The sequence below is a fragment of the Cupriavidus sp. 05N40 genome, from assembly GCF_056397305.1.
Map to the genome: position 1 here is coordinate 39015 of NZ_JBFTND010000049.1, position 13470 is coordinate 52484.

10 protein-coding genes are annotated in these 13470 nt (G+C 66.6%); 3 read left to right on the forward strand and 7 right to left on the reverse strand.

The genetic code is table 11. The features are described 5' to 3' along the window. Window positions 1-15: 15 nt before the first annotated feature. Window positions 16-885, reverse strand: a complete 870-nt coding sequence (locus tag AC1DO7_RS14035; protein WP_441621108.1) for a class I SAM-dependent methyltransferase — start codon at window positions 883-885, stop codon at window positions 16-18. A 417-nt stretch (window positions 886-1302) separates the two neighbouring features. Here AC1DO7_RS14035 and AC1DO7_RS14040 point away from each other — a divergent pair, with 417 nt between their 5' ends. Together AC1DO7_RS14040 and AC1DO7_RS14045 are read left to right on the forward strand one after the other, a co-directional pair. Next, window positions 1303-2346, forward strand: coding sequence for an AraC family transcriptional regulator (locus tag AC1DO7_RS14040; RefSeq protein ID WP_441621110.1), 1044 nt, complete (start codon window positions 1303-1305; stop codon window positions 2344-2346). A 394-nt stretch (window positions 2347-2740) separates the two neighbouring features. Further along, window positions 2741-3133 (forward strand): hypothetical protein, encoded by a 393-nt coding sequence (locus tag AC1DO7_RS14045; protein ID WP_441621112.1) that lies wholly within the window; start codon window positions 2741-2743, stop codon window positions 3131-3133. 282 nt (window positions 3134-3415) lie between these two features. Here AC1DO7_RS14045 and AC1DO7_RS14050 read toward each other — a convergent pair whose 3' ends face one another. The 5 genes from AC1DO7_RS14050 to AC1DO7_RS14070 form a co-directional block, all read right to left on the reverse strand. Continuing rightward, window positions 3416-6532: an efflux RND transporter permease subunit gene (locus tag AC1DO7_RS14050; RefSeq protein WP_477116246.1), complete on the reverse strand. Its 3117-nt coding sequence runs from the start codon at window positions 6530-6532 to the stop codon at window positions 3416-3418. Between the two features lie 6 nt (window positions 6533-6538). Further along, window positions 6539-7699, reverse strand: coding sequence for an efflux RND transporter periplasmic adaptor subunit (locus AC1DO7_RS14055; protein WP_441621115.1), 1161 nt, complete (start codon window positions 7697-7699; stop codon window positions 6539-6541). A gap of 2 nt (window positions 7700-7701) precedes the next feature. Continuing rightward, window positions 7702-8991 carry a TolC family protein gene (locus tag AC1DO7_RS14060; protein WP_477116254.1) on the reverse strand — a complete coding sequence of 430 codons (1290 nt, stop codon included), beginning with the start codon at window positions 8989-8991 and terminating at the stop codon, window positions 7702-7704. Between the two features lie 191 nt (window positions 8992-9182). Beyond that, complete coding sequence (locus AC1DO7_RS14065) at window positions 9183-9623, reverse strand: cobalt-zinc-cadmium resistance protein (protein ID WP_441621117.1); 441 nt, start codon at window positions 9621-9623, stop codon at window positions 9183-9185. A 317-nt stretch (window positions 9624-9940) separates the two neighbouring features. Continuing rightward, complete coding sequence (locus AC1DO7_RS14070) at window positions 9941-10459, reverse strand: hypothetical protein (RefSeq protein ID WP_441621119.1); 519 nt, start codon at window positions 10457-10459, stop codon at window positions 9941-9943. A gap of 809 nt (window positions 10460-11268) precedes the next feature. On the opposite strand from AC1DO7_RS14070, the gene AC1DO7_RS14075 reads away from it, so the two are divergent. After that, window positions 11269-12345: a porin gene (locus AC1DO7_RS14075; protein WP_477116247.1), complete on the forward strand. Its 1077-nt coding sequence runs from the start codon at window positions 11269-11271 to the stop codon at window positions 12343-12345. A 354-nt stretch (window positions 12346-12699) separates the two neighbouring features. On the opposite strand, the gene AC1DO7_RS14080 is transcribed toward AC1DO7_RS14075, so the two are convergent. After that, window positions 12700-13425, reverse strand: a complete 726-nt coding sequence (locus tag AC1DO7_RS14080; RefSeq protein ID WP_477116248.1) for a cysteine hydrolase family protein — start codon at window positions 13423-13425, stop codon at window positions 12700-12702. Window positions 13426-13470 lie beyond the last annotated feature (45 nt).

Here is a 13470-nt window from a genome sequence, read left to right on the forward strand (position 1 = left end):
GGCCCGGCGCCAGGCTCAGGCCCGCTCGATCACCACTTCCAGGTACTCGGATGGCAGTACCAGCGTGTGATCGCCCGAGCGGTTGCGATCGCGCATCAGCACGCGCAGGTCTTCGGCGAATGCCGCCTGCTGTGCTGCATCCAGCGCGCCGAATGCCTTGTGCATCGGACCGTAGTAGGTGCGGAACACCTCGATCCAGTGCGCGGGCGAGCGATAGCGGAAGACGAACTCGCGCTGCGTCACGCGGATCGCGCGCGCGCTCGCGCCGAACAGTTCCTGCAGCCGCGCCTCGGTCCCCCACAGCGCCGGCGACTTCACACCCGCCGCGGGCGCAATGTACTTGCCGATGGTCTTGAACACCTGCCCGATAAAGCTGCCGGGCGTCCAGTTGGCCAGGCCGATCTTGCCGCCGGGCTTGCACACGCGCGCCAGCTCGGCGGCGGCGCGCTCCTGATCCGGCGTGAACATCACGCCGAAGGTGGAAAGCACCGCGTCGAAGCTCGCCGCGGCGAAGGGCAGGTTCTCCGCATCGGCCTCCTGGAAGCGGACCTGGTGGCCTTCGGCCTGCGCGCGCGCACGCGCCGCGTCGAGCAGCGATACCACGTAGTCGGTGGAAGTCACCTCGCACCAGCGGCGCGCGGCCGCCAGCGTGGCATTGCCGTTGCCGGCGGCCACGTCGAGCACGGATGCGCCGGCGCGCAGGTCCAGCGCCTCGCACAGGTTCTCGCCGACGATCTGCAGCGTGGTGCCGACGACGGCGTAGTTGCCGGCGGACCAGGCAAGCTGCTGGCGGCCCTTGACGGCGGCGAGGTCGACCGGCGGCGCGGACACGACCGCGGGTGAGGACGATGAGGACGAGGGCGTGATGGGAAGAACGGCTGACATACCTGGTCTCCTGCAGAGTTTTCCGCGGGCAAAGTCAGCCCGGCGGCTGGTGATGACGCCGTTTGCCCGGCGCCGGGGCTGATCTTGCAATTCGGATACGCGGCTCGCGCTGATTCGAGCGACTCGCGCTACTCGCGCAACTCGATCGGCTCGCGCAGCTTGGGCAGGCCGTCCGCCGTGGGCAGYCGGCTCAACTGCCCCGCTGCGCAAAAACAGCGGCCCTGGTACGCGTTACCGTTACGCATGCTGCACCTCCTGGAAAGGTTTGCGCCGCGCGCCGCCGCGATGGTGTCATTTGCCGGGGCGCGGGGTGTAGTATCTTCACGATGCCGGACCGGATGAATGATCGAGCGTCCAGCTTTCTTGCGCGGGACGCCGGAACTTGCCGGCTCCCGGCCACTGACGGGAACGCAGCCTATGGATGCGGTATCCGACGTCCTCCGTGTGGTACGCCTCGGAGGCGCCGTCTTTCTCAACGCAGAGTTCACCGCGCCGTGGAGCGTGATCGGCCAGACCGATGCCTCCATCTGCGCAGAGTTCCTGCCCCAGTGCGAACGCGTGGTGTCGTACCACCTGGTCACCGAAGGCAACTGCTGGGCGCGGCTGGTCGACGACCCCTGCTCCGCGATGCACGTGCAGGCCGGCGAGTTGCTGGTGGTGCCGCAGGGCGAGGCCCACACCATGGGCAGCGCGCTGGACCTGCCGCCCGTGGCGTCCGCGTCATTGCTGTCCGGCCAGCTCGAAACCGTGCCCGGCGAAGTCCTGAAGCTCAGCCACGGCGGCGGCGGCGCCCGCACCCGCGTGGTGTGCGGCTTCCTTGCCTGCGACGACGCGCTGAGCAATCCCGTGCTGGCGGCGTTGCCGCGCATCTTCAAGATCGACATGCGCAACGACCCGCGCAGCGCGTGGCTCGAGTCCTCGGTGCAGTTCGCCGTCGCCGAAGCCGCGCAGTGGCGCGCGGGCAGCAGCATCGTGCTGGCGCGCCTGTCCGAGCTGCTGTTCGTGGAAGCGGTGCGCCGCTGCATCGACACCCTGCCCGCCGACCGCAAAGGCTGGCTGTCCGGCGTGCGCGACCGCTTCGTCGGCCGCGCGCTCGCGCTGTTGCATGCGCAGCCCGGCTATCCCTGGACCGTGGACGAACTCGCGCGTAAGGTTGGCCTGTCGCGCTCGGCGCTGGCGCAGCGCTTCACCGACCTGCTCGACCAGCCGCCCATGCAATACCTCGCGCACTGGCGCCTGCAGATCGCCGCCAAGGAACTGCTCGGCGGCGGCAGGCCGCTGGCCGCGGTGGCCGAGCAGGTTGGCTACGATTCGGAAGCGGCGTTCAACCGCGCGTTCAAGCGGGAGTTCGGCATGCCGCCGGCCAGCTGGAAGCGCAGCCGGGGCGGTGGCCTGCCGGATGGCGCCGTCATCAAGCGCCAGGCGGCGGCGCTGCCCGCCGGCGCCGGGAACCGGCCATAGGCAGCCGCAGGAAGCACCCAGGCTTTCGCCCAGGCCCGTCGCCAGCCAGTTGCCCATGCCCCGTCGCCCGCAGAGGTACGGGGCGGGCACGCACGTTGCGCTTGCTTCCCATGCGGCGGCGTGACCTTGCTCGCCGTGTATCCCACAGCCCACTCCACGCGCCCGCGATCGCCGGCTTTGTATGCCTGTGTATCTCCAGTCCAGCGCGATACGCACGCTCACCGTCGCGCCCCCAAGTCGCTACGGGCCGGATACATCGGTCGCCTTAAATGCTTCCTGTAGCGCGGCGGCGGCAGCAGCACCAGCAGCAGACCAGATGAACCTGCCACCGTTGCATCGCCGGCCGCGCCCGACCTCGGAACAGCAGCCCTGCCAACAGCCCTGGAGATTCATCATGAACGCCATCAACTTCGCCACCTTCGCAAAGCGCCTCGTCTCTATCGTCGCCCTTGCCGCCGCCGCCGGCGGTGTGCAGGCGGCGTCCGCCGCCGGTCTTTCCACGGACCACGGCTATGGCGTGCGGGTATCCGCCGCACGCACCGCAGAGCGCGACCCGTTTATCGACGGCGCCCGCAACGACGCGCGCGACCCCTTCACCGACGGCGCGCGCAACGGGGAACGCAACGCCTTCTACGACGGCGCGCGCAGCGATGACGCGCCGCAGGTGGTGGCCAGCATCTCGGTCTCCCGCGCTCGTGACCCGTACACCGACGGTGCCCGCATCAGCAACCGCGATGGCTATACCGAGGGCGAGCATGCCGCGGACGGCACCCTGATGGCCGCCTGAATCGTTAGCCGTTGTTCCTGGCACGAGGGGATACCTTCGATCGCCCCGAACATCTGAGCGAAAGCGTCGGCGGTCATCAGGTCGGAAGGGGTCGTTGCCGGATACGATGGTCGGCGGCATTGTGCAGCCAGAAGGCGCAACTCTTCTGCCAGGGTACGGCAGGTTCGATAAGCAGGACCAAAGGCGTCACACGACCCCGACAAGATTAGGCAGATGCCAAAAAAAACGCCCCGTGCAAGGCGATGCACGGGGCGTTTCTCAACTGCTTCGATCTGCCAAGCCTCAGACCGGGACGTCCTTGCCAGGGTCGGGCTTGCGGTTGTCGAACCACCGGTACAGCGTAGGCACCATCACCAGCGTCAGCAAGGTCGAGGTGATCAGCCCGCCGATCACCACCACCGCCAGCGGGCGCTGCACTTCCGACCCCGGCCCCGTGGAGAACAGGAACGGCACCAGCCCGAGCATGGCGATGGTGGCCGTCATCATGACCGGGCGGAAGCGCTGGGTCGCGCCCTGCACCACCGCCTCGGTCAGCGACAGGCCAGAATCGCGCAGCGTGCGGATGTACGACACCAGCACCACGCCGTTGAGCACCGCCATGCCCCATAGCGCGATAAAGCCCACCGAGGCCGGCACCGACAGGTACTCGCCGGTGACGAACAGGCCGATGATGCCGCCGATGGAGGCGAACGGCAGCACGGTGATGATCAGCGTGGCGAAGCGCAGTGAGTTGAACAACAGGAACAGCAGGAAGAAGATCGCGGCGATGGTGACCGGCACGATGATCTTCAGGTGGCCCATGGCGCGTTCCATGTTCTGGAACTGGCCGCCCCACTCGAGATAGTAGCCTTCCGGCAGCTTGACCTTGCTGTCCGCCGCCTGCTGCAACTCGGCGACAAAGCCGCCCAGGTCACGGTCCTTCACGTTGATCATCACCACCACGCGGCGCTTGGCCATCTCGCGGCTGATCTGCGCGGGGCCGTCGGTGACTTCGATCTTCGCCACGCTCTGCAGCGGCACCTGCACGCCGTTGGGCGTGGCCACCAGCAACTGTCGGATGGCCTGCACGTTGTCGCGGAAGTCCTCGGGCAGGCGCACCGCCGCGGCAAAGCGACGCTCGCCTTCGAAGATATCCGTGGCGCGCTTGCCGCCGATGGCGATCTCGATGATGTCGTGAATGTCGGATACGTTCAGGCCATAGCGCGCAATGGCCTGGCGGTCGATCTCGATCGACAGGTACTGCTGCCCCGAAATGCGCTCGATGCGGACGTCCTGCGAGCCCGGGATGCCGCCGGCCACGCGCGCGATCTCGCCTGCCAGGTCGCGCAGCTTGTCGAGGTCATCGCCGAACACCTTCACCGCCACGTCCGAGCGCACGCCGCTGACCATTTCGTCGACGCGGTCGGAGATCGGCTGCGCCATCACGATCTGCACGCCGGGAATGGCCTTGAGCTTCTCGCGGATGCCGTTGGCGATATCGTCCTGGGTCCAGCCGTCGGGCCACTCGTCGCGATCCTTCAGGCTGGCGATGGGCGTGGATTCGTTCTGGCCCTGCGGGTCGGCCGGGCTTTCGCCGCGGCCCACGCCGGACACCACCGACTTCACGCCCGGCACCGACAGCACCAGCTTGTTGGCCGCCATTTCCAGCTTGATCGACTCTTCCAGCGAGATGTTCGGCACGCGGTCCAGCGCCGGCACGATCGAGCCTTCCTTCATCTCCGGGATGAAGGAGGTGCCCAGCAGCGGCACGATGCCGATGGTCGCCACGAATGCCAGCACCGCGCCGATCACCGTCTTGCGGCTATTGGCCAGCGTCCAGTGCAGCATGCGCAGGTAGTGGCGCTTCATGAACGCGATCAGGCGCGTGTCATGCTCGGCGCCGCCCTTGAGCAGGTAGGACGACAGCACCGGCGACAGCGTCAACGACAGGAACAGCGAGATCGCCAGCGCAATCGAGATGGTGAACGCCAGCGGCGCGAACATCTTGCCTTCCATGCCGGTGAGCGTCATCAGCGGCAGGAACACCAGGATGATGATGCCCACGCCCACGATCACCGGCGTGGCCACTTCCTGCACCGCCTTGACCAGGATCTCGGTCTTGGTCAGGCCGGACTCCTTGTGGCCGAGCCGCTCGAAGGCGTTCTCCACCACCACCACCGAGCCGTCCACCATCAGGCCGATGGCGATGGCCAGCCCCCCGAGCGACATCAGGTTGGCCGACAGACCCACCTGGTTCATCACGATGAAGGTCAGCAGCGGCGTGAGCACCAGCGTGGCCAGCACGATCACCGACGAGCGCACATCCCCCAGGAACAGGAACAGCACGATCACCACCAGCACCACGCCTTCGAGCAGCACCTTGGTCACGGTCCACAGCGCGGAGTCCACCAGTTCGCTGCGGTCGTAGTACGGCACGATCTGCAGCTTGCCGGGCAGCATGCCGCGCTCGTTGATCTCGGCCACGCGCGCCTTGACGCGGCTCACCACTTCCTTGGCGTTGCCGCCGCGCATCATCATCACGATGCCGCCCACGGATTCGGTCTCGCCGTTCTTGACCAGCGCGCCCTGCCGCACTTCGTGGCCGATGGTCACGTCGGCCACGTCGCGCACGTAGACCGGCGTGCCCGCCACCTCCTTGAGCACGATGCTGCCGATRTCGTCCACGCCSYGGGCCAGSCCCACGCCGCGGATCAGGTATTGCTCGGCATAGTGCGGCAGCACGCCGCCGCCGGAGTTGGCGTTGTTGCGTGCGAGAGACTGGTAGACCTGCTGCAGCGTGATCTGTTGATGCCGCATGCGGTCCGGGTTGACCAGCACCTGGTACTGCTTGACGAAGCCGCCCTGCGAGTTGATCTCGGCCACGCCGGGGATGGAGCGCAGCAGCGGACGCACCACCCAGTCCTGGGCGATGCGGCGCTCGGAGAGTTCCTCCGTGGTGAGCGCGCGGGCGCCGTCGTCGGCGCGGTCCAGCGTGTACTGGTAGACCTCGCCCAGGCCGGTGGAGACCGGCCCCAGCACCGGCGTCACCCCTTCGGGCATACGGCCGGCCACTTCGATCAGGCGTTCCATCACCAGCTGGCGCGCGAAGTACACATCCGTCGCATCCGTGAAGACCAGCGTGATCAGGGACAGGCCCGCCTTGTTGAGCGAGCGCATTTCCTCCAGTCCGGGCAGGCCGGTCATGGCCATTTCGATCGGCACGGTGACGAAGCGCTCCACTTCCTCCGGCGAACGGCCGGTGGCCTCGGTGGCGATCTGCACCTGCACGTTGGTCACGTCGGGGAAGGCATCAACCGACAATTTGGTCGCCGCGCGCAGGCCGAAGAAGAACAGCACCACCGCCAGCACGCACACCACCAGCCGCTGCTTGATGGCGGCTTCCACAAGGGATTTCATCATGGCTGCTTACCCCTGTTCCAGGCGCTTGCGCTCGTTGTCGAGATGGAAGGCGCCGTCGACCACGATGCGCTCGCCCGCCTTCACGCCGCTGAGCACCACACGCATGCCGTCGCTCTCCGCGCCCAGCTTGACCTTGGCCACGCGATACAGGCCGGCGGCCTGTTCCACGTAGACCTGCTCGTCGTTGCCATCGCGCACGATGGCCGATTCGGGGATTACCAGTTGCTCGCTGGGCGCGCTGTTGATCAGCATGCTGGCCAGCATGGCGGGCTTGAGGCGCCCTTCGCGGTTCTCCAGCTCGGTGCGCACCAGCACCGTGCGCGTCTGCGGGTTCACCGTGCGGCCCACGTAGATCAGCTTGCCGGTGATCTGCTTCTGGCCGGCGCCGTTGCCAAGCGACGGCACCTCGATGTTCACGCTCTGGCCTTCGGCCACCAGCGCGGCCTGCTGCTCGGGCACCTCCGCCACCACCCACACGCGCGACAGGTCTGCCACGGTATAGAGCGCATCGGCCGGCTGCACCACCTGGCCCTGSGCCACGTTGCGCTCCACCACCGTGCCGCTGATGCTGGAGAACACCGGCGAATAGGAGTCGATGCTGCCGCTCCTGGCCAGTTGCGCCACGGCCGCGGCCGACATGCCGAGCACGCGCAGCTGGTCGCGGTAGGCGCGCATCTCGGCCGAGGAAATCGCCAGCTCGCTCTCGCGCCGCTGCAGCTCGCCGCGCCCGATCACGTCGGCGGCGAACAGCTGGCGCGCGCGTTCGGCATTGCGGGCCTGCAGTTCGGTCTGCGCCTCGGCCTTGAGGAAGGCCATCTGCGCCGCACCCAGCTCGCTGCTGTGCAGGCGCGCCAGCACCTGGCCCGCCTTGACCTCCTGGCCAAGGATGCCGTAGAGGTCGGTCACGCGCCCGGTCACGCTGGCGCCGATGCGCGCCACGCGCTGTTCGTCGAAATCGATGCGGCCAGCCACGCGCAGCACCTCGCTGAAGGCACTGGTGGCAACCGGCGCCACCTTCAGGGTCTGTTGCAGGCTGGCTTCGGGCTTGACCACGCCCGGCGGCTGCCTGGGCGCCTCGGCGGCGGGTGCGGGATCGTCGGAGCAGCCGGCCAGGGAAAACAGCAGGGCTGCGGTTGCCGTCAGGGAAAGAAGGAAATGGGGACGCATGCTTAGTTGTTTTCCGTAGGTGCCGTGGGAGCAGGAGAAACCGCAGGAGCCGCGGGAGCCGCGGGAGCCATCGGCGCCGCGGGCTCGCCGGGCACGCTCGACAGCAGCTTCTCGATCTGGATGGTGGCGGTCTGCAGTTCGTACTGGGCCGCGATCAGGTCGCTGCGCGCGCCGCGCAGCACGCGCTGGGCATCGAGGTAATCGAGGATGCCGCGCTCGCCGAAGCGGTAGGCCGACTCGGCCACCGCCAGGGCGGACTCCGCCTGGCGCACGATGCCGCCTTCCAGCGCGCCGACCTGCGACTGCGTGATCTCGTACTGGCGGTAGGCGGTTTCCAGCTCTTGCATCAGCTCGAACTCGCGCAGCTCCAGCGCGGTGCGCGCCTGGATGGCGTGCGCCGTGGCCTCGCCCACGGGGCCCTTGCGGCGGTCCCACAGCGGGATGGTCAGGGTCAGGCCGACCTGGGTGACGGTGTTGTCGGGCTGCCGCTCGGCGCTGGCGCGCAGCGCCAGCTCGGGCAGGCGCAGCGACCGCTGGTAGTCCACCGCCAGGTTGGCGCGGTCCGCCTCGATACGGCGCTGGCCGAGCTCGGCGTTGGTGCCGTTGAGCGTGTCGCGCAACACCGGCAGGGCCGRCAGCGGCGCTTGCTGGCCCAGACTGCCGGCGAGCGAATAGTCCGCCGGCATGGCGCCGCCGACCTGCTGGCGCAGCGTTGCCTTGGCCTGGTTGACGCGCAGCTGGGCGCTCTGCAGCGTCTTCTGCGTGCTCAGCAGCTCGGTCTCGGCCTTGATCAGTTCGTAGCGCGGGGCCTCGCCCACCTCCACGCGCACGCGTGCGCGGTCATGGATCTGCCGCATCAGCGTCAGGTCGTCCCGTGCCGCGGCCTGCTCGGTCTCCCGGCGCAGCACCTCGAAATAGGCGGTCTTGACCCGTGCCGCCAGCTCGGCCTTGAACGCCTGGCGGCCTGCTTCGGTGGCCTCGAGGCTGCGCCCGGCAATGTCCGCGCGCAGTTTGCGCTGCTGCGGGTAGTCCAGCTTCTGGGTGACGGACACCGTCGGCGCGGCGCCGCCGGCGACGCCGGACGTGCGCGGCGACAGGCGTCCGTACAGCACTTCCACCTGTGGATTGGGGTAGGCGCGCGCGCTGGTCACCGCGGCGCTGGCGGCATCGACGCCGGCCTGGGCCGCCTCGACGCCCTTGTTGGTGGACTGCGACAAGGACAGCAGTTGCGGCAAGGTGAACGTCTGCGCCGCCAGGGCCGGCAAGGCTCCGAGCGACAGCAGCGCCACCATGGAATACATAGTGATCYGTTTGATCTGCATGACAAAGGGGGGCAGGCAAAACGGCTGCGCGCCCGCCACCCGCGCGCAGGCAGCACGCGCCGGTGGTCAGCCCGCGATCGCGAACGCGAGCGGGCCCGGGCGCCCAGGCAATGGGAATGCATACCGGGCGCGCCAGCAGCGCGCCAGGATTGCCAGGGCTGTCAGATCAGGGAAATCGGAGGCTTGAAGAACGCCGCCGGCAGCGGGGCCGTGGGCGCGGGGAACCGATGCGCGATCTCGCTGGGTGGCAGCGAAACGCGTACGTTGGGCAGCGCGAACAGCGCGCTGGATTCCTCGATCTCGTCGAGCAGGTCGAGCGGATCGAGCAGGTCGGCGGACCAGATCTCGCAGTAGCCCGGAGGATCCTCCTGCGCCACCGCATCAGGCTCCGACTCGGCTGTGAGGCCATCGTCGCCCGGCGCGATCACGCGGCCCAGGTCGGCGCTGTCTTCCAGTTCGTCGAGCGTCCGGGAAAGCGCTGCATCCTGAAGTTCCATCCGTACCGCCTCGGGCTGCGCGCCAACCGCGCGCACGTTCGCCGTTGCCCCGAAGGACAACAGAGACAGGCACAGGACGGTGAGCAGGAGCAGCAGGGATCGCATGGATTGGGGGCGGTACGAAAGCGGTCCGGGTGGCGCGGCAGCTCGCCTTGGGCGAGCCGCGCACCAATGGTGCAAGGCAACATTGTAACGCGGATGCTCAACATAGACAGGGAAAGGCGCCCGGCGTTCCCTCTGGATGCGGACAGGGGCCGGGTTGCCGGGGACGTTCCCCGAATAAAGCGAGCGGGCCAGGTTTCCACTTTGTCCCCGCAACGCCGGCACGCGTCGGCACGCGGAGGACGTGCAGCGCGGCGCGCCAGGCAGCCGGGGCATCGCGCCCCGTGCCGAATGCCGGAATCGCGGTCAGCCGGCCTGGATCACTTGCTGCGGCTGCGGTCGCCGCCAAGCGGGTCGACGATGATCATGGTGCGGTCCAGCACGCCGCTGTCGTCAAAATAAGCGCTGAAATGGGCCGGCAGGTAGCCACTGGCGTAGAGCCGGTAGGACCATGCCTCGCGCTTCATGAGGGGGTAGTACTGGACGGGCTCACGTGGCAGGCCGAAGCGCTCGGCCACGTCACGCTTGGTCCAGACGCCTGGCCGCGCCTCGTAGATCTCTTTTTCGGTCAGCATCTGGCGGAAACTGGCGAGATTGCCGCCGGCATCGAAATCCGCCGCATAGACCTCATGCCCGAGAGGCTGTTTCGAATAGATCCAGCGGCTGGTGCCGCCGGCGAGCTGATAAGTCTCGGTGGGCGCGCCAAAGGTCTCGCGCACGGAAGTCTGCGGGTTGCCGATCATTTTCTGCGCAGTCTGGACGGGGTCCAGAAACGCGCAGGCACTTAGCGCGATCGCGACCGCTGACGCGGCCATCCATCTTGGCAGGCGGTATTGCATGGCGATTCTCCAGCGTCGGCGCGGACCCTGTTTCCACGGGCAGAAACCTATTCAGCATAGTCCACCCGAATGCGGCCGGCACGCGCCCGGCACGCACCCTGCCCCTACGGTAAACGGGCGGGACGGGGAAAATATTCCATCGATGGCGAAGGGTCCCTGACATCGCGGTTGCCGCCTGCGGACGCGCCTTCACCAGCAACCCCATATCCGGCGCTGCGCCCGGTACCAACAGCTTGCGAACCATGCACGCTCCGATGGTGGCGCACGCAAGGCAAAGCCCGGCATCCGCCGCTAAGAATAATCCGGCAACATGTTAATTATCGTCCACACCAGAGTCAATGGCGGCGAGGTGGGGGGTGCCTGACCGGCAAAGCCATCTGGAGGCCAGCGGCTCGCTACCGGCTCACCGTCGCGGAGCCGTGATCGCCCATGCGTAGCAGCGGGTAATGGATCACGGCACGAAATAGCCGGCGTCGAAGCGCAAGCCCTCCCCGGATGCATCTGCAACGCCAAATATTCATATCGAATTACTCGGATTTTCTCGGATTATTCTCATCAATATTTTCCACCATTTTCTCCACCAACAATTCCGCCGCCAATCCATGCGATCCGTAAAACAAAGGGAATGGCGTCAATTCCGCCCGGAGTCTCATAACACGGGGCTCCAGCCACCAATCCAAGCCATTTAGGAATTTGACTAAAAAACAGAAATAGTTGTCATCACAGCGCAATCCAATCGTAATGACTTCCTGAATAGACTCCAGCTCTTGTTCTTTCTATTTCTAATAATTACCAGCTGGAGAATAACAATGAGGAAGACGAGATATTCCGCAACCAAACTGGCCGCCCTTCTTGCCGTGACGGCAGGTACCGCAGCTACGGCCTCGGCGCAATCGAGCGTCACGCTCTACGGCGTGGCGGACGTGGGCGTCGAGTACCTCTCCAACGCGCCCGCCGCGAGCGGCAGCGGCAACGTGTACCGGCTGTCGTCCGGCAATATGTCCACTTCGCGCTGGGGCATGCGCGGGACGGAAGACCTGGGCCGCGGCCTGAAGGCGGTCTTCGACCTGGAAAGCGGCTTCAACCTCGACGAGGGCGCCCAGAGCGRCAACCGGCTGTTCGATCGCGGCGCATTCGTCGGCCTTGCCGGCGACTTCGGGCAAATCACCCTCGGGCGGCAAACCACGCCCTTGTACGACACCACCATCCGGCTCGACCCGATGGGCTTCGCGCCGCGCTATTCACTGTTCCGCAGCGACGCCGTGCTGGCGGGACGGGCGGACAACGCCATCAAGTACCGCCACAGCTTCGCCGGCCTCACGGTAGCCGCGCTGTATAGCTTCGGCCGGACCGGCACCGGCGAGATCCCCGGCGACAGCAAGGTGGACCGCAGCTTCGGCGCCAGTCTTTACTACGAAAACGAAGCATTTGCCGGCGGCCTGGTCTACGACGAATACCAGGGCACCTCCGTCGCCGCCCGCAACCGCAAGGACCGCCGCGTGGCGGCCGGCGCCAGCTATGCATTCGGCCCGGTGACGCCTTACATCGGCTATCGCTGGCTGAACGGGGACGTCAGTGGCGACGTCCGCTCCAACCTCTACTGGGTCGGCTTGCGCTACAAGGCAACGCCCGCGCTCTCGCTCTCGGGCGCGGCCTATTACACGGACTTCAGGAACAGCAACGCAGACCCCATGATGTTTGCCGCCTCCGCCGACTATGCCTTCTCCAGGCGCACCGACGTGTACATCAACGCGGGCTACGCACGCAACAGGAATGGCTCGGGACTCGGCCTGAACGGCCTCAACCCGGCGACCGGCGCGCCCACCAGCGTGATCCCCGGCAAGAACCAGACCGGCGTCGTCGCCGGCATCCGCCACCGCTTCTGAGCCGCACGCGCATATCGACGCTCCACCTGAAACGGGAGCTTTCAGCCATCGCAGTGCCTTGCGGTGGCTTTTTTTCGTGCTTTGCCGCTTTGAATCTTCCGCTCACACATTGCCAACAAATATCGATTTGTTGGCAAAAATCAAAACACGACCCCCGCTAAAACGGATCTTTAATTCCCACACCCCCATCTTTATCCGCATCAACACAAAGCAATGATGCGGATACCGATGCGAAGGCGCCGAACCCTGCGCCAACGGCGCGCATCACGGAGGGAGCGACTCACCGCAATAGCGGATCTGCGTCGCTCGTTGCCGGCGCTTTCGGGATGCAGACTTGCGCGGGCATCGCCGGGACTACGCCGCGATGTCCACGCTTCCCGCCAGCCGTCGCACGGTTTCTTCGGTATCCCAGAGCGCGTTCGCGAGATAGCGGAAATTGACCAGGGCCGCGTGATAGCCGTCGCCCTCCGGCACCTTCGGACCGGCCACCGCATCGCGCACCACCGCAACTTCGAAGCCCTGCTCCAGCAGATCCCGCAAATGGGATTCGACGCAGAGATTGGCGGCCATGCCAGCGAGGATCACCTGGTCGACCCGCTGCTTGCGCAACTGCAGAACGAGGTCGTTTGTCTGCGGGCCGTAGAGCTTGTGCGTTGAGCAGATAATCGTCTTGCCGTCCTCGATGTAGGGCTTGAGCTCCGGCATGAAATCCGCACCCGAGTCGCGGAATCCGTCCACCGTCAGCGCGCCAGGGCGGTCAAACATGCCGACGGCATGCTGGAACCGCTCCGCGGGACCCTGCACTTTCCACGTGTGATCGTGCGGATAGTAATAGTGGGGAGAAATGGCAACGGTGATGCCGGCCTGCTTCGCGCCCTGGAACAGACGGATAAGGTTGGRGACCAGGTTTTGCTCCGTCACGCTTTCTCCGACAACGCCCCAGCTACGGCCTTCCGGACTCATGAAGTCGATCTGCGGGTCGATGACCACGAGCGCAGTGCGCGATAGATCGAGGGTGAGGCCGGCCTTCGGCAGAGCCGGGTCAACGGGATCCGCATACCGGGTGTGGTGATTGCACATGGGAAAGTACCTCTCATGGTAAGCCGGTTCGAATCCGGCAAAATT

What these genes read in the sequence shown, in the direction of transcription:
- AC1DO7_RS14045 (WP_441621112.1), top strand. Translation starts at nt 2,741, where the DNA reads ATGAACGCCATCAACTTCGCCACCTTCGCAAAGCGCCTCGTCTCTATC.
- AC1DO7_RS14065 (WP_441621117.1), bottom strand. Translation starts at nt 9,623, where the DNA reads ATGCGATCCCTGCTGCTCCTGCTCACCGTCCTGTGCCTGTCTCTGTTG.
- AC1DO7_RS14040 (WP_441621110.1), top strand. Translation starts at nt 1,303, where the DNA reads ATGGATGCGGTATCCGACGTCCTCCGTGTGGTACGCCTCGGAGGCGCC.
- AC1DO7_RS14035 (WP_441621108.1), bottom strand. Translation starts at nt 885, where the DNA reads ATGTCAGCCGTTCTTCCCATCACGCCCTCGTCCTCATCGTCCTCACCC.
- AC1DO7_RS14070 (WP_441621119.1), bottom strand. Translation starts at nt 10,459, where the DNA reads ATGCAATACCGCCTGCCAAGATGGATGGCCGCGTCAGCGGTCGCGATC.